At 59.0% G+C, this 19,161-nt stretch carries 16 protein-coding genes; 2 read left to right on the top strand and 14 right to left on the bottom strand.

Annotation, left to right across the window (positions count from 1 at the left end):
• Nucleotides 1–268 precede the first annotated feature (268 nt).
• The 14 genes from QEH54_RS08085 to gspG form a co-directional block, all read right to left on the bottom strand.
• Entirely contained in the window at nucleotides 269–967 is a 699-nt protein-coding gene (locus QEH54_RS08085; RefSeq protein ID WP_309018149.1) for an ABC transporter ATP-binding protein, read from the bottom strand.
• Complete coding sequence (locus QEH54_RS08080; protein ID WP_309018148.1) at nucleotides 964–2,217, bottom strand: FtsX-like permease family protein; 1,254 nt, start codon at nucleotides 2,215–2,217, stop codon at nucleotides 964–966. The genes QEH54_RS08085 and QEH54_RS08080 overlap by 4 nt, the downstream gene beginning before the upstream one ends.
• Nucleotides 2,218–2,310: 93 nt before the next feature.
• The gene (locus QEH54_RS08075; RefSeq protein WP_309018147.1) at nucleotides 2,311–6,219 is read right to left on the bottom strand and encodes a two-component regulator propeller domain-containing protein; all 3,909 of its coding nucleotides are present in this window, start codon (nucleotides 6,217–6,219) and stop codon (nucleotides 2,311–2,313) included.
• A 225-nt stretch (nucleotides 6,220–6,444) separates the two neighbouring features.
• Nucleotides 6,445–7,695, bottom strand: coding sequence for a type II secretion system F family protein (locus tag QEH54_RS08070; protein ID WP_309018146.1), 1,251 nt, complete (start codon nucleotides 7,693–7,695; stop codon nucleotides 6,445–6,447).
• 107 nt (nucleotides 7,696–7,802) lie between these two features.
• Nucleotides 7,803–9,536, bottom strand: coding sequence for an ATPase, T2SS/T4P/T4SS family (locus QEH54_RS08065; protein WP_309018145.1), 1,734 nt, complete (start codon nucleotides 9,534–9,536; stop codon nucleotides 7,803–7,805).
• Between the two features lie 12 nt (nucleotides 9,537–9,548).
• Nucleotides 9,549–10,112 carry a hypothetical protein gene (locus QEH54_RS08060; protein ID WP_309018144.1) on the bottom strand — a complete coding sequence of 188 codons (564 nt, stop codon included), beginning with the start codon at nucleotides 10,110–10,112 and terminating at the stop codon, nucleotides 9,549–9,551.
• Between the two features lie 2 nt (nucleotides 10,113–10,114).
• Nucleotides 10,115–12,331, bottom strand: coding sequence for a secretin N-terminal domain-containing protein (locus tag QEH54_RS08055; RefSeq protein WP_309018143.1), 2,217 nt, complete (start codon nucleotides 12,329–12,331; stop codon nucleotides 10,115–10,117).
• Nucleotides 12,318–12,908 carry a hypothetical protein gene (locus QEH54_RS08050; RefSeq protein WP_309018142.1) on the bottom strand — a complete coding sequence of 197 codons (591 nt, stop codon included), beginning with the start codon at nucleotides 12,906–12,908 and terminating at the stop codon, nucleotides 12,318–12,320. Before QEH54_RS08050 ends, QEH54_RS08055 begins: the two co-directional genes overlap by 14 nt.
• Nucleotides 12,901–14,085 (bottom strand): hypothetical protein, encoded by a 1,185-nt coding sequence (locus QEH54_RS08045; RefSeq protein ID WP_309018141.1) that lies wholly within the window; start codon nucleotides 14,083–14,085, stop codon nucleotides 12,901–12,903. Before QEH54_RS08045 ends, QEH54_RS08050 begins: the two co-directional genes overlap by 8 nt.
• Before the next feature lie 26 nt (nucleotides 14,086–14,111).
• On the bottom strand, nucleotides 14,112–15,149 hold the full coding sequence (locus QEH54_RS08040; RefSeq protein WP_309018140.1) for a type II secretion system protein GspK: 1,038 nt from the start codon (nucleotides 15,147–15,149) through the stop codon (nucleotides 14,112–14,114).
• Nucleotides 15,149–15,829, bottom strand: a complete 681-nt coding sequence (locus tag QEH54_RS08035; RefSeq protein ID WP_309018139.1) for a prepilin-type N-terminal cleavage/methylation domain-containing protein — start codon at nucleotides 15,827–15,829, stop codon at nucleotides 15,149–15,151. Before QEH54_RS08035 ends, QEH54_RS08040 begins: the two co-directional genes overlap by 1 nt.
• A complete protein-coding gene (locus QEH54_RS08030) occupies nucleotides 15,826–16,296 on the bottom strand; it encodes a prepilin-type N-terminal cleavage/methylation domain-containing protein (RefSeq protein WP_309018138.1) in 471 nt (156 codons plus the stop codon). Before QEH54_RS08030 ends, QEH54_RS08035 begins: the two co-directional genes overlap by 4 nt.
• 7 nt (nucleotides 16,297–16,303) lie before the next feature.
• Nucleotides 16,304–16,837, bottom strand: coding sequence for a prepilin-type N-terminal cleavage/methylation domain-containing protein (locus QEH54_RS08025; protein ID WP_309018137.1), 534 nt, complete (start codon nucleotides 16,835–16,837; stop codon nucleotides 16,304–16,306).
• A 36-nt stretch (nucleotides 16,838–16,873) separates the two neighbouring features.
• Nucleotides 16,874–17,311: a type II secretion system major pseudopilin GspG gene (gspG, locus tag QEH54_RS08020; RefSeq protein ID WP_309018136.1), complete on the bottom strand. Its 438-nt coding sequence runs from the start codon at nucleotides 17,309–17,311 to the stop codon at nucleotides 16,874–16,876.
• A gap of 205 nt (nucleotides 17,312–17,516) precedes the next feature.
• On the opposite strand from gspG, the gene QEH54_RS08015 reads away from it, so the two are divergent.
• Nucleotides 17,517–18,215 carry a YceH family protein gene (locus tag QEH54_RS08015; RefSeq protein ID WP_309018135.1) on the top strand — a complete coding sequence of 233 codons (699 nt, stop codon included), beginning with the start codon at nucleotides 17,517–17,519 and terminating at the stop codon, nucleotides 18,213–18,215.
• Between the two features lie 273 nt (nucleotides 18,216–18,488).
• Nucleotides 18,489–19,088 (top strand): hypothetical protein, encoded by a 600-nt coding sequence (locus QEH54_RS08010; RefSeq protein ID WP_309018134.1) that lies wholly within the window; start codon nucleotides 18,489–18,491, stop codon nucleotides 19,086–19,088.
• Nucleotides 19,089–19,161 lie beyond the last annotated feature (73 nt).

Raw genomic sequence — 19,161 nt, 5'->3', positions numbered from 1 at the left:
TACCGTCCTTAGGCTTACTTCGAGTAAGCAGCTTAGGCAATGCGACTACGCCAGCAACAAGCGTGGCTATCGCAAAAACGAAAGATTTGCGGGAATTTTCGGAACTCACTGAGCAGAAGGTTAGACGATTAGGAGACTCGCAGTGAAAGGTTGCGTCCTTGAAAAGCAAATAAAATGTTAGCCTCACCAAAAACGCCGTCGGGCTTTATAAGACGCGGTATTTCGGGCTAGTTGCTTTTCTAATACCCCACATCCGAGCTTACGCAACTCACTCAACGAAAAGACCATCCTCCATGCGGAGGATTCGGTCACAAAGCTTGGCGAGTTCGGGATTATGCGTAACGATCAGCACTGCTTGCTGGTGCTCCTTGGCCAGCCGGGTGAGCATGTCGAAGACCATGAGCGAGTTCTTCAGGTCGAGATTTCCGGTGGGCTCGTCCGCCAGCAGCACGGTGGGCCGGTTGGCGAGGGAGCGAGCGATGGCCACGCGTTGCTGCTCCCCTCCGGAAAGCTGCGAAGGACGGCGATGGGTCTTCTGCCCCAGACCGACTTCGCTGAGCAGCTCGCGGGCCTGGCTGACCATTTCCTCTTCCGAGAGCCGACCGAGCTTGCGCATGGGCAGCATGACGTTTTCCAGAGCGGAGAATTCAGGAAGCAGGAAATGGAACTGGAAAACGAAGCCGATGTGCTCGCAGCGAAGGCGCGTATGGGTGCCGTCGCGGTCCTGCGGAACCTCCTGCCCGTTCACATGGATCGTGCCCCCATCCTGCCGATCGAGCAGTCCGAGCAGATAAAGCAAGGTGCTCTTGCCGCAGCCCGAAGGTCCGACCACCGCGCTCACCTGCCCTCGCTCTAGAGAGAGGTCCACGCCACGCAGCACGTGCACTCGAGTTTCGCCTTCGCCCAGGTACTTATGGAGCGATCGGCATTCCATCGCGATTTCGGCGCTCGTTTTGGTGGCGCTCATGCTGAGGTCCCTCGAATAACATCGCCAGGCACCAAGCGCGCCGCTCGGCGGGCGGGAGCCAAGCTGGAGAACATGACGATGATGATCGCAGTCACCGCCGCCCAGAAATAGTGGGCCAGCGACCATTCGACCACGTAGCTGTCAGTGGAGAAGATGCCGCGAATGCGCAGCGGCAGGTTGGAGATGCCATAGGTCACTCCGGCGCCTAGGGCGAAGCCGATCAAAACGCCTAGGACAAGCACGATGCCCCCCTGCCAAAGAAAGACCGAGGAGATGTCGGCGCGACTGTATCCCATGGAGCGCAGGATGGCGATTTCGCGCGTCTTCTCCATCACGATCATGACCAGCGTGTTGAACATGCCGAGGCCCGAGATGAAGATGATGGTCGAGACCGTGATCACCGCCGAGACCTGCAGGGCCTTGAAGACATCGAGCCAAACCTTTTCGCGCTCCTGCCACGGAGCGGCGCTGTGCTGGGTGATGCTTTCGATGCGAGCGGCATCGTAGGGAGCGCGATCGCGATCGAAAAGCGAGACCTGTAAGAAACTCACTCCATGGGGCTTGCGCAAAATGGAACGGGCCTGATCCAGGTGCATGAACAGGCGCACCCGGTCGATGTCGGAGACGCCAGTCTCGTAGACCGCGCTGATGCGAAACCGATTCTTCACCCCTTGCCGCTCTATGATAAGGGAATCGCCTACCCGCACCTGCAATCGATCAGCCAGCTTGCGTCCTATCAGCAAGCCCGTCGGCGTGTCGCGAAAGGTTTCGATATCCCCAAACAGAATCTGCTCCTCCAGGTCGGAGACCGAAAGGTGGTCGTTGAGAACGATGCCGTAGGCCTGGGCCGACTCGGTGCGCAGCGGGCTCTGCACCGAAATCAGCCCTTTCAGAACCGAGGAGGTGGACGCCACATTGGACAGCTGGCGAATCCCCTCGATCACCTCATCAGGATACTCCACGCCCTCCACGTAGCGACGATTCGATCGGTCGGCGACGAAGAATGTGGTCGACGCTCCCCGGCTCGACGCCGCCTCAACTTGGGCCAGCGTGTTCTGAAACTTGTCCTCGATGCGGATCGCTCCGTCGGTGCCGAGAATGGTCTTGATAAAGAACTCCTCGAAGCCGCGCACTTGGGCCTGGGTGACGATGAAGAATCCGACGCCGAACGCGATTCCGCAAAGGCTCATCAACATCGAGCGCTTCTTGGCTAGAAGAAATCGGATCGCTATTTGAATGTTCGGGTGCATCGACTAGGAAACCAAATGGCAGACGCTAGGCCATTTTGTTCCCACGCTTCAACTACAACTTTACAAATCTCGCCCACCGGAAAGCCCTGCCTCTCAGGCGGAACGCTGTCTCAGGCAACGCTGGATGCTCGCGACGAGAGAGTCCTCGGAAAACGGCTTGGCGATGAAATCGCTCGCCCCCTCGCGAAACGCTTTCTGCCGGTCGGACTCCATGGCGTAGGCGGTCTGCATCACCACCGGGATTTCAGTATCCGTGGATCTGATATACTCCAGGACCTCGTAGCCGTCCATGATCGGCATCTTGACATCCAGAAGAACCAGGTCGTAGGAGCGCTCCGAAAAAAGGCGCCTCGCCTCCTCCCCGTCTCTAGCCCAGTCCAGTCTCGCTTCGCTACGCTCCAGAAACTTGGAAATCACCAGGTAGTTCGGCTCCTCGTCCTCCACCACCAGCAGCGACACCTCGCTCAGCGATCCGTCGATCGACTCTGCGCCGCCTTCCCTCAAGGACGCCGGGCGGACCACGCTCGTAGACGCGGGGGAATCCAAGGGTCGCCCCTCCTCTAGAGCTCGATCGAAACGCACGGAAAAACGCGTGCCCTTGCCGAGCTTGGAAGCGACGAAAATTCGTCCCGACATCATCTCGACAAGCCGCTGGGAAATGGTGAGTCCAAGTCCCGTCCCGCGATAAACCTTGTCCCCGTAGTCCTCCACCTTGTGGAAGCGATCGAAAACCTTGTCCAAGTGCATATCCGGAATGCCAATACCTGTGTCCGACACGAAAAACTCCAGCCGAAGCGTCCCGTCAACGACCTGGGAATTGTATCCAAAGGAAACGACGCCCTTCTCGGTGAACTTTATGGCGTTTGAGAGCAGATTGGTGAGGATCTGCTTCAGACGCACGGGATCAAAGCCGCTCGCGATCAATCGCTCGCCCTCGTCCCTCCTGAGCCCGGACTCTCCGTTTCGGATGAGCTCCAGCCTGATGGCGCCTTCCGACTCCTTTTCAGCTACGTATTTATATAGCGAATACAGCTCGTCGCATATTTCATCGATGTCGCAGTTTCTGAGCTGTATGGTAGCCTCCCCAGACTCGATGCGCGACAAGTCGAGGATATCGTCAATCAAGGTCAGCAAGGTATTGCTGCTCTGCTTGATCACATCATTGTAGCGGCGGCGCTCCTCGTCATCGATGCTCTCCAGGCGCAGGATCTCCAGCAGACCGACTATCGCGTTCATTGGCGTTCGGATCTCATGCGACATGTTGGCCAAAAAGGCGGACTTCAAGCGATCCGACCGCTCCGCCTTCTCCTTCGCATCCTCCAGCTCGCGGGTACGTTGCGAAACCATCAGCTCCAGGTTTTCCCGGTGAGTGATGAGCTCCTGGTTCTGCACCGTGATCTGATGCTGGTTCTTCTCCAGCAACTGGTAGGCGCTCTCAAGCTTTTCATTGGAGGATCGGAGGTCCCGAGTGCGCTCCTCCACGATCGAAGCGAGCTTCGCGCGCTGACGCTTGACCCGATGAAGCCGCAGCATGGCGAGGAAGATCGGCAGCGCCACCACCATGATTCCAGATGACAAGCGAAACCAAAGCGTGCCCCAGAACGGCGGCGTCACGACGATGCCTAAGCTCCTCGGCGTTTCATTCCAATACCCGTCGTTGTTCGAGGCCTTCACTTCGAAGACGTAGTTCCCCGGATTCAAATTGGTATAAGTCGCCTCCCGCCGAGACCCTACGAGGTTCCAATCATCGTCGAACCCCAGAAGACGATATGCGTATTCGTTTTTATGAGACTGGATGAAATTCAGAGCGACGAAATGGATCGATATCACTTTCTGATCGTAGTCCAAGGTCACCTTGTCCAACTCCCATATGCTGCGCTGGATGGTCCCATTCCCCTCACCATCAGGGTCTACCTTCAGGGACTGATTCGACACCTTGAAGTCCGTGATCCAAACCTGCGGAGCATAGGTGTTGTCCTCGATTTCCTCCGGCCGGAAGTAGGTGACGCCGTTTTTCATCCCGAACATCAACCTGCCATCGCTGCTCTTGATGGCGGCGCGCGCGTAGAACGCGTTGTCCGACAGGCCATCGCCGCTGTCGTAGGTGTCCATCCCTTCGCGTTCGGGATCGAAGCGGGCAAGTCCGTTGTCAGTGCCGATCCATAACTGCCCCGCGTCGTCCTCTTGGATGGCGTTGACGATGCGATACGGCAGCCCCTCCTCCACACTCCAGCTGCGAAACCGCTTGGTCAGCGGATCGAACAAATTGATTCCGTCGCCGGTGCCGATCCATAGCCGATTCTTGGAATCCAGAAAGAAGGTGTTGATAACCGGATTGGAGAGCGACTCCGGGTCCTGGGGATCCGAATCGAAATTCTCCACTTGGCCCGTTCTGGTATCCAAAATGGAAAAACCGATCGACGTGCCCACGTACAAGTCGCCATCGAGATAGAGGATGTCGTTCGCCCAGTCGTCTATCAGCGACCCGTCAGGGTCGCTCGGGTCCTGCCTGAGGCGCGCAAAGGTCTCCGAATCCCGATCGAAGTAGGAAACGCCACGCCCATGGGTGAGCACCCAGAGGTTTCCGAGCTCATCCTCCTGAATCCCTCTCACGTCGTTCGAACCAATGCTAGACGGGTCATCGGGATCGTGCACGAAGCGTTCGAAGTATCCAGTTTCTGGATCGTACCTGTTCAATCCGCCACGATATATCCCGAGCCAAATCTCGCCAAAGCTATCCTGAAACAGATCGAAAACCGTATTCAGCGGTATGCTGCGCGGATCGGACGGATCGTTTCGCAAACGGATCATCGCACCGCCCGACGCAGGCAGGATGTCGACACCCTGCGAATTGCGACCGATCCAGAGATTGCCCTCCCGATCCTCGAGCAGGGCCGAAATCACCGCCTTGTCGCTGCCACTGAGCCCTGCGTACTGGGGCAAGGCATGAAAGCGCTTGTTGTTGGATGAAACGAAGATCCCATGATACGCCGAGCCAGCCCAGATGTTGCTTTGCGAATCGATCAGCAGCGAGTGGATCCCGCTGCGAGGAAGAGGCCCTTCCTTGAGGTCCGAGTGATAGCGAATAGGATCGTCCTGACCATTTGGATACAAGGTGATCCCTGAAGAGTGGCCAATCCAAAGGTTTTTCTGATCATCGATCAGCAAGGTGTGAGCGTAAGACTCTCCCTCGAACGCCCGAGGCATGGATTCGGCGACCTCGCTGACGCTATTGAACCGGACGGCGCCGTCGGCGGCCGTACCCAGCCAGATCGTCTCGTCGTCGACATACGCGATGCTTTCGATAAAGTTATCCAACGAAGGATCGTCCGAGCGAAACGGCTCCTCGTAAGTCACCAACCCACCCTCTCGCGTATCAAAACGATGGAGACGGCTATCCGCTCCGACCCATATGCGATCCTCTCCGTCGATAACCATCGATTTGATGATTCCCAAGGGAACCGCGTTGATAGGCTCGAACCGATCGCGGGCCTCTTCGTAGCGGTACACGAACCCAGACTCGGAGCTCACGTAGAGCCGATTCTCGCTGTCGACCACGAAGGCGTTGCTATGATTGGCCAAGTTGCTGTTGCGCTCCTCCGGATCCAGCAGGTAGTTCTCGAACGAATCGGTCTCCGGCACGTAGCGAGAGACTCCCTTTTCCGTGCCGATCCAGATCCGGTCCAAGTGATCGATCTGAAAGGCCAGCACCACGCTGTTGACCAGCGAGAGCGGGTCGTCCTTTCGGTTCGAATAGGTTCGAAAATCGTATCCGTCGTACCGATGGGCCCCTTCGCGGGTTCCGAACCAGATGAAGCCATTCGATCCTTGGACGATGGCGCTGACCTGGCCGCTCGGCCCGGAGCTCAACCCCTCCAAAGGACTGAACTTCAGCCGATCGAGCTCCCGATCGCCGATCTTCGCCCATGCCTGACCAAGCGCGAACAGGACGATCGACAGCATCCACAGGGCTCGAGAGCCTCCAAGCAAACAGGAATTCATTCGAAAGGGAAAAACGAAGAATGAAGAGAAAGGCGGAAGTGTAGCTGCAATTCCTCTCGAATCTAGAAAAAGAACCGCCTAGCAGCGATTCCCTACCCCTCGCCTAGCGGTACTTCCTAGATAGCTACCCTCAATGCCAGCGAAACAAGAGGAGACAAGCCCTAGCCGGGCAACTCGGCGGTCCAATCCTCGCCCGCCAGTCGACAGGCGCGTTTCGATCGCCGCCTACCCCGAAAGGCTGCTGCTCAACTGGAAAACGGCCTGGATGATGCCCAGCGCCACCAGGCTGACGAAAGCGAACACGAAAATCAGCACGCCGATAGACATGAAGCCGAGAAAGGCCTTGGTCGCCGCGTCCACGCGCTCCCCGTACTGCCGTGACAGCTGCTTCAGGCCGGGCACCACGTTTCCGGTGTTTTCGCCCACCGTAAAGATGTCCAGGGCCATGCCATCGAAGTAGCCAGTGGCCTTGAAAGAGCTGGAAAGCGTGGCTCCCTCCGTCACCTTGGAACGAGCTTCCCCAAACCGCTCTCTCATGGCGCGGTTGCTCAAGGAGCGCTCCGTCATGGCAAGAGACTGCACCATGGTGATGCCGTTTTCCAACAGCAGCGAAAGCACTTGGGAGAGCTTGAGCACCTGCAAATCGCGCAAAAAGGCCCCCAGACCAGGCACCTTCAGGATCAGCTCGTCAAACCTGCGCCGGCCAGCTGCGCTGCGCCGCCAGGATACGATCATCACTACAGCCGCGATCGCCCCGATCCCCGCCAGCCAGCCGTAGGCGAGCAGCCATTCGGCGAAGGCGATCAGCAGGCGGGTGGAGGCCGGCAGGTCCCCTCCCAGCGAAGTGAGCAGACCTTCGATGCGCGGCATGAGGAAAAACAGAAACAGCAGCACCAGCCCGAACGCGACCACCAGCAAGAAGACCGGATAGGCCAAAGCGGAGATCAGCTTCGAGCGAATCGCTTTGCTTTCCTCCATGTTCGTCACCAATCGACCCAGCACGTTGTTGAGGTTTCCCGTGGCTTCACCCGCTTCGATCAGGCTGACCACGCTGTCGTCGAACACTTTTCTCTGCTTGGCGAAGGCTTCGGACAGCGAACGCCCTTGCCGCACGTCCTCCCAAAGCCGAGTCGCCAGCAGCTTCTGCATAGGATCGTTCAGGCGGGCGCTCATCAGCTGGAGAGCGTCGCCCGCCTGAATGCCGCAAGCGAGCAGCTCCTTCAGGGCGCTGAGAAAGGGCAAGGTCACCTTGCGGCCCAGCTCCACCTTCCGCTGGCGGGTGAACAGTCCGGATATTCCCGAGAACGGTCGATCGCTCAAGCCGCTCGATTCCTTCGCGCCCTTTTCGCTCACCGAAATGGGCTTCAGCCCTTGGGCCGCCAGCCGGCTCAAAGCCAGCTTGCGATTGGCAGCCTCGAGCTCCCCACGATGGGGCGTTCCCGATTCGTCCCTTGCGTTGTATCTATAAACCGGCACCGCTATCTCGTTTAAGGGGCAGAACGGAAAAGACGAAGAACCGGCCTCGCGCGACGCGGGGACGCGTATCCAACTTTCAATTTTTCCATCTTCATGTTCACGTTATCTCACTCCCCTTCCTTCACGGAAATCGTTCGAACCACCTCTTCCAGCGTAGTCAATCGCTTGCCCACCAGATCCCAGCCGGAACGGCCGAGCGTCACCATGCCCGCCTTCAGGCCGATGTCGCGAATCACCGGAGCGGCCTCGCGCCGCACGATTGGATCGTGCATTTTCTCGGTGACGCGAAGAATTTCGTAGATGCCGATACGACCCTTGTATCCAATACCTCGACACGTTTCGCAGCCCGGGGACTCCGGCAGCTCCGTTATCCCGTTCGCCAGGGAGCTCGGCAGATCCAGAACCTTCAGCGCATCCTGCAGTTCCTGAGGCTCAGTGGCCCGAACCCGCAAGCAACTTGGACACAAGCGGCGCAAGAGGCGTTGGGCGATGACCATCTCCACGCTGGAGGCGATTAGAAACGGCTCGATTCCCATGTCGATCAGCCGCGTGATGGCCCCGGCCGAGTCGTTGGTGTGCAAAGTGGAGAACACCAGGTGCCCCGTGAGCGAAGCGCGCACCGCGATGTCGGCGGTCTCGCTGTCGCGGATTTCCCCCACCATGATCACGTTCGGATCCTGACGCAGCACGTGCCGCAACGCCTCGGGAAAACCGAAGCCGATATCGGGCTTCACTTGGATCTGGTTCACCCCTGGAACCTCGTATTCGATAGGGTCCTCCACCGTGATGATGCGGCGATCCTCTGAGTTGATGGACCGAATGAAAGCGTTGAGCGAGGTCGACTTTCCCGAACCCGTCGGACCCGTGACCAAAATGATTCCGTGCGGGAGATTCAGCACGCGCTCCACCACCGCCTCGTCCCGATCGGACATGCCGAGCTGCGCCATGCTGAGCGGCTTGTTCTTCTTGTTAAGCAAGCGCAGCGAAATGCTCTCGCCGTACATGACCGGCATGGTGGAAAGTCGGATATCCAGCGTGGTGTCGCCGACCCGATGGTTGATACGGCCGTCCTGAGGGAGGCGGCGCTCGGAAATATTGAGCTTCGCCATGATCTTGAGACGCGAGACGATGGCGTCCTGAAACCGTCTCAGGTTTTCGGGTACAGGAACCGGCACGAGCAATCCGTCGATGCGATAGCGGATGCGCAAGTGGTCCTCCATCGGCTCGAAATGAATATCCGTGGCCCCGCCTGAAATGGCCTGGTTGAAGACTTCGTTCACGAAACGAATGATGGCCGCGTCTTCGTCCTCCTCTTCCTCGACGGTGGCCACCGCCGCTTCCGCTTCCATATCGAAGGAGTCGTCGAGGCTCTCCGCCCCAACGCCCAGATTTTGCGTAATGAAATTCGAAATACGCTCTGGATGAGCGATCACCCACCTGGCCCGCTTGCCGCAGGCCGCGTAGACCCAGTCCTCCATCACCACATCCACCGGCCATGCGGTGGCGAGCACCAGATCTTCCCGCTCCTCTATCGGCGGCAGAGCCTCGAGATACTCGCTCTCGTCATCCAAGGCCTCGGCCACTGGCAGAATCGGCACGCAGTGAAACTCGTGCAAGATGCGCAGGGGAATGCCTTGCAGCCCTTTGAGGTCGAACCGGCTGGGATCGACCACGTCGCTGCCGCTGAAACGACCCAACTCGGCGACCAGCTCGTTCAGGCTACGGTTGAGGAATCGCGACAGCGTCACCAGCCGTTCGGATCGACGGGACGCCAGCAACTCGCGACGTTGCTCCTCATCCAATGAGAAGATCTGCAAAAAATCAGTGTCAGCTACCTGCATGGTACTCGCATTCTAGTTGCTCGTGGTTCGCTCCTGCAATCGAGCTCTTCGCTCCGCTCGGCGACGACGGATTTCCTCAGCGACGCGCTTCATGCGCTCGCGTACTTCCTCGTCGCTCTCGCCCACGCGTTCGTTTTGACCATTTCGCACGTCCGCCGGCACCTGAGGCGCCACCGTCTGGTCGCCAGACGCCACCGCTGGCGAAGCGATCTTCAGAGGCGTTATCTTGGCGCTCTTCATTGCAAGCTGCTTGTTGGTACCGCCGATGGAGATCACCACCGTTTCCGCCTGCGGGTCGTAGCGACGAAGGACCACCCCGTTTTCGGCCTGCTCCCCTACCTCCAACCAGAAGTTCCGTTTCTGTTTCGTATCGAAAACGCTGATACGAGTCACTCCATCGATGCTAATGATCCCGTTGAACTCATAGGTATCCAGCGTGGTGCTCTGGGGAGGTGGCGTGGGCTCGCCTCCCGAATTCGCCTTTGGCGTTTCGAACGGATTGAAATCCTGAGCGCTCAAGGAAAACACGCCAAGTCCCAGAGAAAAAACCATAGCCAATGCCCTTCCCATCTTCATCGCTAGTTCCTCGCTCCTTTCGTCTTCGGGCGAGAGCCTTCCTGCTCTTCCTCCGATACCTCCACTTCAAGCTCGCCGGTTTCCAGGAACCGATTGAGCGACTCCTGCGTCTTCAAGGAATCGAGCTTTCGCTGGGCATCGAAGTTCACCTCGTCCGTTGTCCTAATAATCTGGGGACGAATGAACACCATCAGTTCGGACTTCTGATTGTCGACTTGGCGCGTGCGGAAAAGCTTTCCGAGCAGCGGGATGTTGCCCAACAGGTGAGCCCGGGCCTTGTCCGTCTGAACCCGATTGCGCTGCAATCCTCCCAACACCACGAGTTCCCCGTTCGCAACGCTCACGTAGGAAGTCGCCTGACGCTTGCTGATGATCGGCTGCGAATCATCGCCGATCTGCACGAAGTCCGCGATGTCGTCGATAGTCTGATCGATCTCCAGCTGGATCACGTCGTTCGGACCGATCAACGGTGTCACCGTCATTTCGATACCGATGTTCTGGTACTGCACGGACTGTCGCACCGAATCAGATATGGTCGAGGTCTGAGAACTGGTGATGATGGGGTACGACTTCGCTTCGATGATAGTCGCTTCCTTGTTGTGCGTCGTCACCAAGGTGGGCACTGACAGCAGCTCCACATCGGAATTGGTGCGGGCTTGATTGAGCACCGCGTCGATCGTCAGGTTGCTGTACACGCCATCGTTGTAGTTGAAGCTTCCTTCCAAGCCCAGACCGAGGAAGTTGACTCCAGGAAACGTGTAGTCGCCTGAGCCATCTTCCTGTTCCTCGAAGGAGACGGAGAACGCGTCCATGCCGCGGTTGAGCCCCTTTCGACGATTCAAGCTCACGTCGGCGATGATCACTTCGATGCGTACTTGCGGTAGCAATACATCGATCCGGTCGACCAGGGCGTTCATGAGCTCGAGGTCGTTGCGGGTGCCGGAGATCACCAGCGAATTGCTTCGCTCGTCCGCCAGGATGGTCATGAAATTGCTGAACTGGCTGTCGCGCTCCTCGCTCGTGTTCAAGACGTTCGAAATGGCGTTTTCGCGAGGCGACTGGGTGACGGGCTCCTCGGCGCTGGGAAAGGTGGGCGTATTGCCTCCGATGCGACGGTTGCTCGAGCGCTGGCTGCTGTTTGACCGATCGCTGGAGTCCTGCTTGGTCTTCCCGGAAACGAACTGGCTGAGCAGCGACGCCACTTCCGCCGCGTCAGCGTGCTTGAGAGGGATGACGTCGATGCGCGTCGACGGGTCGGCCTTCACGTCGAGCTTCTGGATGATGCCTTCGAAAAACTCCAGGTTGGAGGGCGCCGTCATGATGATGATCTGGTTGGTGCGATCGTCCGAGGAGATGGCCGTGTTAGAGCCGAAGAGGATCTGCGAGATGCTGCCTTCGCCATCTCCGCTGGGCGGCGGTGGAGCCACGTCGGTGGCGGTGTTGTTGCTGGCGTTTCGCCGGTTGCCGCTGTTGCCGCTTCCTCCGGTCTGGTCTCCGAAGCGGTTTCGGGCATCGTCGATCATCTGCTGGATCTGCTGGGCGACCTCCGCCGCCTGAGCGAACTGCAGGGTGTAGAAAAACGGCTCCACGTTCAGACGCGAGGGCTTGTCCACCTCGCCCACCACATACTCCAGGCGCTGCAGGTTGCTGATGGTGTCGGTGACGATCACCGCGTTGGAGTTCTTGAAGGGAATGATGGAACTGAAGCCCGGGCTGAGAAAGGGCTGGATCTGCTGCTGGAAGGTCTGCGAATCCAAATGCTGCAGGCGGAAGAGCTTGCTCACCACCTGCCCGCTGGGCGAGCGCTGGGAAAGGCTTTCCGTGACCAGCTCCGGGGCTTCTGTGCGGATCTCATTGATGGGCACCACCTTCAGAAAGCGATCTCCATGCGGGGCGATACCGATATCGTTGAGACTCAGCAAAGTCTCGAGAGCCAGAATGAGCTCGCCGGTGGTGATGGGGCCTCCGCTGTCGAAAGTGATCTCCGGCGTGGGCAAGGCCTGGGGTCGCAGGATGGAGCGGCCGGTGAGCTGGGAGAGGATCTCCAGCACGCCTTCGATGTTCTGGCCGATGATCTTGTAGTCGTCGATGATCGCGTCCGGGTCTGGAGCCGTCAGTCCCGAAGGGCTCTGCTGCTGGGCGAAGAGCGTAGCGCCCGCGAGGGCGAGCAGAAGCGGGACTGCGGCGAAGAGCGTTGTGTTAGGCTTACGAATTCTCATTTCCGGTACTCTCGATTGATTTCAAAACGTATCTGACATTCAAGAACTGGTCGTCGCGATTCTGGGCCTGTATGATGATGCGCTCCAGGCTCACGTACGGAAGCTCCCGCTTCAGGGTTTGGGTGAAGGACTTGATCTGCTTATAGGTGGCTCGTTCCACCAACAGCTGGATCGTGTGAAAGTTGAAACCGGTACCGCTTTCGGTGCGGGCCTGTCCGAGGTCGAAGTCCGAAAATCCCGCCTGGCGCACCAAGGCGTCCACCCGGCTGCTCACCTCGTATTTGCTGGGCAGTTCGCTGAGATTGATCTGCGAGATCAAGCGCCGGTAGTCCTCCTCGATTCCCGGGAGGTAAGAGAGAGCGAGCTGCTGCTCCTCCGCCGTGGATTTGGCGCTGCGCAGCGCGGCGCCGGTCTCGCCATGGCGATCCACCTGCCAGGAGAACCACACCCCGACCAAGGCCAGCAGAAACAGTGAAAGCAGGGCCTTCTCGCGCAAGCTCAGCTTGAAGAAGGCCCGCCGGGCTTTCACCAGCCCCGCGGCGATCTTCACATCCAGGCTATCCTTGTAGTCATTCATTTGTGGATACCTCCGCTAGTTCGAAAAACGCGCCCGGCACGAACCGTATGGTCGCCGTGAACGTGGAGCCGCTGGGGTTGTTTACCTGATTGGAAAGCTCCACCGAACTGATCTTGCCGAAGGCTTCCAAACGCTTCTTGAAGGCCGTCACCTCGGAGCTGTTCTGCGATCGCGCCTCGATGACCAGCACGTTGGGATCGCTGGTCTCGAACTTCCGGTAGACGACTTTGGGATAGTTCTGCAAGGGAGCCAAGGACTCGATCATCTGGAACGGGACCAAGTTCGACTCCTGGAAGAGCTGCAGCGCTCGCGTAGTGTCGTTCAGCTCGTTGAAGTCCTCCACCAACGGAGCTCGCTTTTCGTTCTGGCTTCGCCGGAGAGCGAGATAGGCCTCGCTGCCCGCCCAATAGATTTCTCCGATGAAAAGCAGCCCGACCAAGGCCGCGATGCCAAGCACGCCTTTCCAGATGATGGCGTTTTGACGCTCGTCCTTGCGAGCTTGCTCCACCATTTCGGGGTCCCGGACGTCCGCCTTCCATATGTCTCCGCGGGAAAAGGAAACCACATGCTCGCATCCCTTGCTGGGCTCGTCGACTCCCAGCCACGCCTGCGAGCCCACCCACTCCTTTCTTGTATTCACTTTCCAAACACAAGGCCCCTTCACGCCGATCGAATCCGACGCGCGGCGAAGGAAGGCGCTCAACCCCTCTTCGCCCTGCTGCTCCTCGCCGTCCTGGTTCTTGGGTTTGGGCTCGGCAAAGAACGCGACCGGCAAGTCCGAATTTCCATCGTATCGGAAAGCCACGTACGAGGACTCCGTCTCAAGGACCAGCGGGCCGCTCACACGCGCGTCCGAACTCAGCCCAATCAGGAAATCCGGCAGCACCGCGTCCAGGCGCCGCCACGCGGCTTGATCCACACCTCCGAACCGCCGTCGGTAGGCGGCGAAGACAAAGGCGTAGCGCCGCTCCGAATCAAGGCGGTAACCGCAATAGAGGTGCTCCAGCGGAAAGGGCGACATGCCTTCCAGCTCCAGCATCAGGAAGCCTTCTTCCTCGCCTTTTTCCAAGTCGGCCGGGATCTCGATCCGCCGGCAGAAAAACCAGTGGCCGGGCACGAAATGCGCGTCGAGCGCGTAGGCTTGGGGTTTGGGTTTAAGTTTCGTTAGTAGGGACACAGCTTTCGAGAATCTCTAGGCAAACATTACAGGGGTCGAGCATTATTAGCTCCCGGCTCCTCGCGCAACTCGAGGAAATGAAACGGATACTTCAGGTTCCCATCGCTCTCCTGCATGGCCGGGGCTTCCGAACGGGTGTTCACGGTCCCGATCAGGCTGTAGCTGTAGCCAGCTTCCTTGACCGTGACCTTGATGGTGAGCACCGAAATCTGGTAGCCCAAGGGCGCTCCTTGCGGCAGATCCACCAGCACCGAGGATAGATCTTCGGAACTGGAGAAATACTCGTCGTCCGCGGTGCCCAGCACGCCATCCAGGCCTGCTAGAAACTGGTCGATGGCCTGCTTGTCGAATTCGTCCATATCGGCCACCGCTCGCAAGGCGAGCGAAGAGGCGGCGTTGAGGTTCAACTCGCTGACCTCGTACACCGTGACCGCGTTCTCCAGTTCGTGGAAGACGGGTAGCGGCACGCCTCTCTCGTCGAAGAACAGGTCCTTGAAAGCGAAGAGATAGCGCAGCTCGTCGAGCGACTGCAGCGGCTGGTTCGCGGGATGGGCGTCCAGCTCCAGAGTGCTGTATTCCCGCTCCTCCGCGCCATCGATGCGCGTCTCGTCATCCCCGTCTATCCAATCCAGCAGCACGTCCGCCAGCTGCATGGCCACGTCCAGCTCGAAGCCGAGCTCGTCGAAGAGCAGGATCAAGGTATCCGACTCGGCCCCGTTGAGGTTCAGCTTTCCGCTTTCGTCGATGAACTCGAAGTGAACCTCCAGGCCTGGGCGCGGGGTGATGCCCGCGTATTCGAGCGGGTCCGACCATCCTTGGGACGGCGAGTAGAGAGACCGGTCGATGGCCTTCACGTCAGCCAGCGCCGCTACCGCAACCTCCATCATCGACCACGCGTCCTTGCGCAGCTGAGCGCGCTTCCAGTAGTAGCCTTCGCTCTTGATCTCCACCTCCGCGCGCTCGATGTACATGGTCAGAGCGAAGGAAACCACCACGATGAGCACCAGCGTCATCAGGAGGACCGATCCCCGTCGCGAGGACCTGCGCTGCAGCGTCGCTCTCATCAGAGAATAGGCGTCCCTCCCATGGGCGCGGGCAGGATCAGCTGACGCGAAATCCGATCGTCCTTGAATCGAAAGACCAGCTCGATGCGCTGCGGCAGGATATTGCTGCGATCCGCCTCTTCCTTGGGCTGGTCGGTGATCTCCCATTCGGGATATTCCTCCTCGTAGTTGATATAGTGATACCGAACCTCGGTCACGAAAGGCGAGACCAAGGTGCGGCGGGGCGGCTTTTCGTCGAACTCCTTTTCCAGACGGGAACGCCACAGGATGAACAGGCCTTCGTCCTCGTCGAAATCGAGCGAGCAAACCACGTGCGGCATGGGTTCCTCCGGCCAGACGAACGCCCCGGGGCTCTTCTCCAGCTCGAAGGTCAAGTACTCGAGGTTTTGGCTGCCATCGCCTTCCCACTCCATCCAGTATACGGGAGTCGACCCCTGATCGCCCGCTTGATACTTGGCGGAGGCGTAGGTGAAGGATTGTTCTAAGAATCTGGATACGCCGCGGGCATGCTTCTGAAAAAGGCGCTCGTTCGCACCGTACCCCCACAACTCCGCCATGCTGAAGAGAAAGCTGGTCAGGTAGGTCAGAATGAAGGCGCTGAGCGTCACCGCCAGCAACACCTCCAGAAGCGTGAAGCCCCTCTTTCCCCGTTTCGAAGTACGATCTAGCAGTCCCTTCATCGATTGAGATTTCGCTGCCGATCCAGCAGTCGCTCGCGGGTTTGGGTTCTCAACTCGTCGCGCTCCACGGGGTCCGACCAGGTCGGTCGTGTGAGGTAGAACTCCTCCACCGCTTCGCTCACTCCCTGCTCCTCGTCCTCCGGTTCCAGCTCCACGCTCAGCCGCACGAAAAACAAGTCAGCGACCTTGGTGGGCTCGTATTCGATCCGCCAGCGCGCCGTGCCGTGCTGGCCGGTGATCACATCCCCGCCTTCCTCGACTTCCTCCACGTCGCTGAGCAGCAAGGCCTGGCGGCGAATGATCGCCAAGTCCTGCTCCAGTCCTTGATTGACACGCACGCTGGCCATGGCGTTCAGGGTGTTGAGGTAAGCCATGGAGAAGAAGGTCACCGACATGAAAAAAAGCCCCAGGGCGACAAGAACCTCCAGCAAGGTGAATCCGCCACGGCCACTCGTCCGCGCTGGCATGGCGTTGTCAGATGCCCGCATGGCCCTCTTCCGGATCCACCAGCTGCACGCCCGTCCACGGGTCCATCTGGAAACTGGTTTCGAAATCGCCGATCGTCATGGAAACGACATAGGGAGAGCAGGTGCCGTCGGGATAGAAGCCTACCGTGGCGATGTCCCTGCGGGAAACCAGCTCCCCGCGAATCAGCACGTAGCTGTTCTCCGGAGCGATCTCCTCGAAGCGCACCGCCACGTCGACGTCGCCAAAAGCCTTGGTATCCACATGGAAGCGCTCCGTCACCCCGGAGGAGCTCACCACGAAGCTGCGAGCCTTGTCGTCCCATTCGATGAAATGCGGAGACTGGCGAAACACCGCCCCGGTACGCGCCGCGTCCACCGCTCGCCAGTATTCGTTTTCCAAGGTCTCCAGCTCGCCGTCACGCAACAGGGCGCCGATGTTGATGACGAACAGCGTCGAGAGCATGGCGATCAGGGAAACCGTCAAGAGCACCTCGATCAGAGTGAACCCCGCGGTTCGGTTGCGTCGCGCCGTGACCATCATGGCAATCGCCGGATTCGCTCCGACCGTCAGCAGAAGCTATTCGCCCCAATTTCGGATGTCGTCCTCCGATTCGACTCCGTCCGGCCCCAAGGAATAAAGATCGTAGCTGCCCGGATTGTTGGAGCTCGGGTAGCGGTACTTGAGCTCGTTGCCCCAGGCGTCGACCAAGTCGTCCTTGCCCTCGATGTAGGGACCGCTCCACTTGCCGCTCACATTGGACGGCTTCTGCAGCAGAGCCTGCAAGCCCTGGTCAGTGGTAGGATAGTTGCCGGTGTCCATGCGGTACTTGAAAAGCGGAGTCTTGAAGCTTTCCCTGACCTTGAAGGCGGTCAGCTTAGCGGCGTTGTCGCCGAAGATGGTGTCGACGTTGAGAATGGCGACCCCTGCCAAGATCACAATCAGACCGATGACCAGCAGCATTTCCACCAAGGTGAAACCTGCCTTCCTGTTTCGAAAACCGCTTCTCTTTCTCATATAGGCTATAGCTCGGGATTTGGAGTTGTACGCTCAGAGTTCCAATGCGGATTCCGCCACCTGTAAAGCGTTAAGAGCCAACCTAACAGACCTGTAATGCGACGGCAATGTTTCCCGCTACCCTCCCCAGGGCGCGAACGGCTTGACTGGTCCGCCCAGAAAGCAACAAGTTTGCCGCAATCCAAACTGACCCCATATCTCGAAAATGAGCGATTCATCCACCCTTCCGCACCAGCCGCTTTCCATCGTCGAAGCCCGCATCCTAGGATGCCTCTGCGAAAAGGAGGCGACTACGCCCGACTACTACCCGCTGACGCTCAATAGCCTGATCGCCGCCTGCAACCAAAAGTCCAACCGCGCCCCAGTCCTGGAGCTGGACGATTCCGCAGTGGACGCTGGCACCGAATCGCTGCGGGCCAAGCACCTCGCCGCCCGCGTCACCCAGGCCGAAGCTCGCGTAGCGAAATTCAAGCACACCCTCGATTCGGTCTATCCCATTCCCGACCCTCAACGCGCCATTCTTACCGAACTGCTGCTGCGCGGCCCCCAGACCGCCGGCGAACTGCGCTCCCGCTGCGAGCGCATGCACCGCTTCGCCTCCCTGGACGAAGTTCGCGAGGAGCTCGGGCAGATGGCCAGCGGCGACTTCCCCCTCGTCGTGGAGCTTCCGAGACAGCCCGGCAAGAAAGACGCCCGGTTCGCCCACTTGCTCTCGGGTGAACCCGAAATCGCCTCCGGCGAAACTGCGGCTATCGGCGGTCCCCTCAAGGTAGAAGTCTCCACCACCCTGCCCGCCGAAGCGGAGGCCCGCATCGCCACCCTCGAGCAAACCGTCGCCCGTCAGGCCGAAGAGCTGGCAGCCCTGCGCCAAGAGCTCGCCGCCTTCCGCGCCCAGTTCGAATAGGCCGGACGCCGCATCCCGCCCTGCCCTGCTCCTCGCGCCGATCGCCTCCCTGTCAGGCCAAGACCGCTTGCTGCGATGACCGGCTCCTCTAAGATTCACTAGCCGATAGCGCCTAGGCAAAAAGGGACCGGGCTAAGGGATCAGCGGAAACTTTCTGCCGCGCACGCACAGGCAGAAAGTTTCACGAAATTTCTTGTCGTTGTTAATCAACGCTTTGCGAAATTTGGCACGTCAGCGGCTATGCACTGCGCCGTTATCACCATGATCGCTTCGATGAAAGTTACAGAACGTGCGCAGCAAAAATGGGACGCCATTGTGGAGCGTTTCCGCGCCGCCTGCATCCTTCACCGCAACGGCAAGGAATGGGAATCCCGACGCATTATCAAAGAGGAGCTTCCTCCATTGATCAAATCGTGGATGCAAATCCTGCCTGTTGGCCTGAAGGAGGACGCAAAGGCGGACCTTCGCGACATGTTCACCCGCGAGCAAAGCATCGTCGATCAGGGACACAAGCTCCAACGCCTTTTCAAAGAGACCCTCGTCAAGCGCATCATCCCGCAAGTCGAGGCCCGCATCGCCTCCAAGTACCGTTCCATCTACGTTTCCAAGCTCGACCAGAAGCGCAGCCTGCGAAACGAGGAGCTGTCCGGTTCATGGGTCCGCCCCTCCTACGGCGAACCCGCCGAATCCCCAGCCCCGTTGGGATTCAACACCGGAAAGCAGAAGGTGAAGCTCGGCGACATCTCCGGCATGATCGACGCCCTGCAGGAGAACGACAGCGACGCCCTCGCCGACTCCATTCTCTCTCTCGAAGATATCGTCAAAGGCATGAACGACGCCCAGATCGATCCCATCCTCGATTCGAAAAGCTGAATCCGATTTCTCCCAAGAAAAATCCCGAACTCTGAACCAGCAGCCTAAAGCTCCCAATCACACTTAACCAACC

It is taken from the genome of Pelagicoccus sp. SDUM812003 (genome assembly GCF_031127815.1).
In the GTDB taxonomy this organism is placed as follows: domain Bacteria; phylum Verrucomicrobiota; class Verrucomicrobiia; order Opitutales; family Opitutaceae; genus Pelagicoccus.
The sequence above is the reverse complement of the archived record's forward strand: the minus strand, read 5'-3'. Positions and strand labels throughout refer to the sequence as shown.

Excerpts from the sequence above, each read along its gene's own strand:
- QEH54_RS08085 (WP_309018149.1), bottom strand. The coding sequence starts at position 967 with ATGAGCGCCACCAAAACGAGCGCCGAAATCGCGATGGAATGCCGATCG.
- QEH54_RS08080 (WP_309018148.1), bottom strand. The coding sequence starts at position 2,217 with ATGCACCCGAACATTCAAATAGCGATCCGATTTCTTCTAGCCAAGAAG.
- QEH54_RS08075 (WP_309018147.1), bottom strand. The coding sequence starts at position 6,219 with ATGAATTCCTGTTTGCTTGGAGGCTCTCGAGCCCTGTGGATGCTGTCG.
- QEH54_RS08065 (WP_309018145.1), bottom strand. The coding sequence starts at position 9,536 with ATGCAGGTAGCTGACACTGATTTTTTGCAGATCTTCTCATTGGATGAG.
- QEH54_RS08060 (WP_309018144.1), bottom strand. The coding sequence starts at position 10,112 with ATGAAGATGGGAAGGGCATTGGCTATGGTTTTTTCTCTGGGACTTGGC.
- QEH54_RS08055 (WP_309018143.1), bottom strand. The coding sequence starts at position 12,331 with ATGAGAATTCGTAAGCCTAACACAACGCTCTTCGCCGCAGTCCCGCTT.
- QEH54_RS08050 (WP_309018142.1), bottom strand. The coding sequence starts at position 12,908 with ATGAATGACTACAAGGATAGCCTGGATGTGAAGATCGCCGCGGGGCTG.
- QEH54_RS08040 (WP_309018140.1), bottom strand. The coding sequence starts at position 15,149 with ATGAGAGCGACGCTGCAGCGCAGGTCCTCGCGACGGGGATCGGTCCTC.
- QEH54_RS08035 (WP_309018139.1), bottom strand. The coding sequence starts at position 15,829 with ATGAAGGGACTGCTAGATCGTACTTCGAAACGGGGAAAGAGGGGCTTC.
- QEH54_RS08030 (WP_309018138.1), bottom strand. The coding sequence starts at position 16,296 with ATGCCAGCGCGGACGAGTGGCCGTGGCGGATTCACCTTGCTGGAGGTT.
- QEH54_RS08025 (WP_309018137.1), bottom strand. The coding sequence starts at position 16,837 with ATGATGGTCACGGCGCGACGCAACCGAACCGCGGGGTTCACTCTGATC.
- gspG (WP_309018136.1), bottom strand. The coding sequence starts at position 17,311 with ATGAGAAAGAGAAGCGGTTTTCGAAACAGGAAGGCAGGTTTCACCTTG.
- QEH54_RS08015 (WP_309018135.1), top strand. The coding sequence starts at position 17,517 with ATGAGCGATTCATCCACCCTTCCGCACCAGCCGCTTTCCATCGTCGAA.
- QEH54_RS08010 (WP_309018134.1), top strand. The coding sequence starts at position 18,489 with ATGAAAGTTACAGAACGTGCGCAGCAAAAATGGGACGCCATTGTGGAG.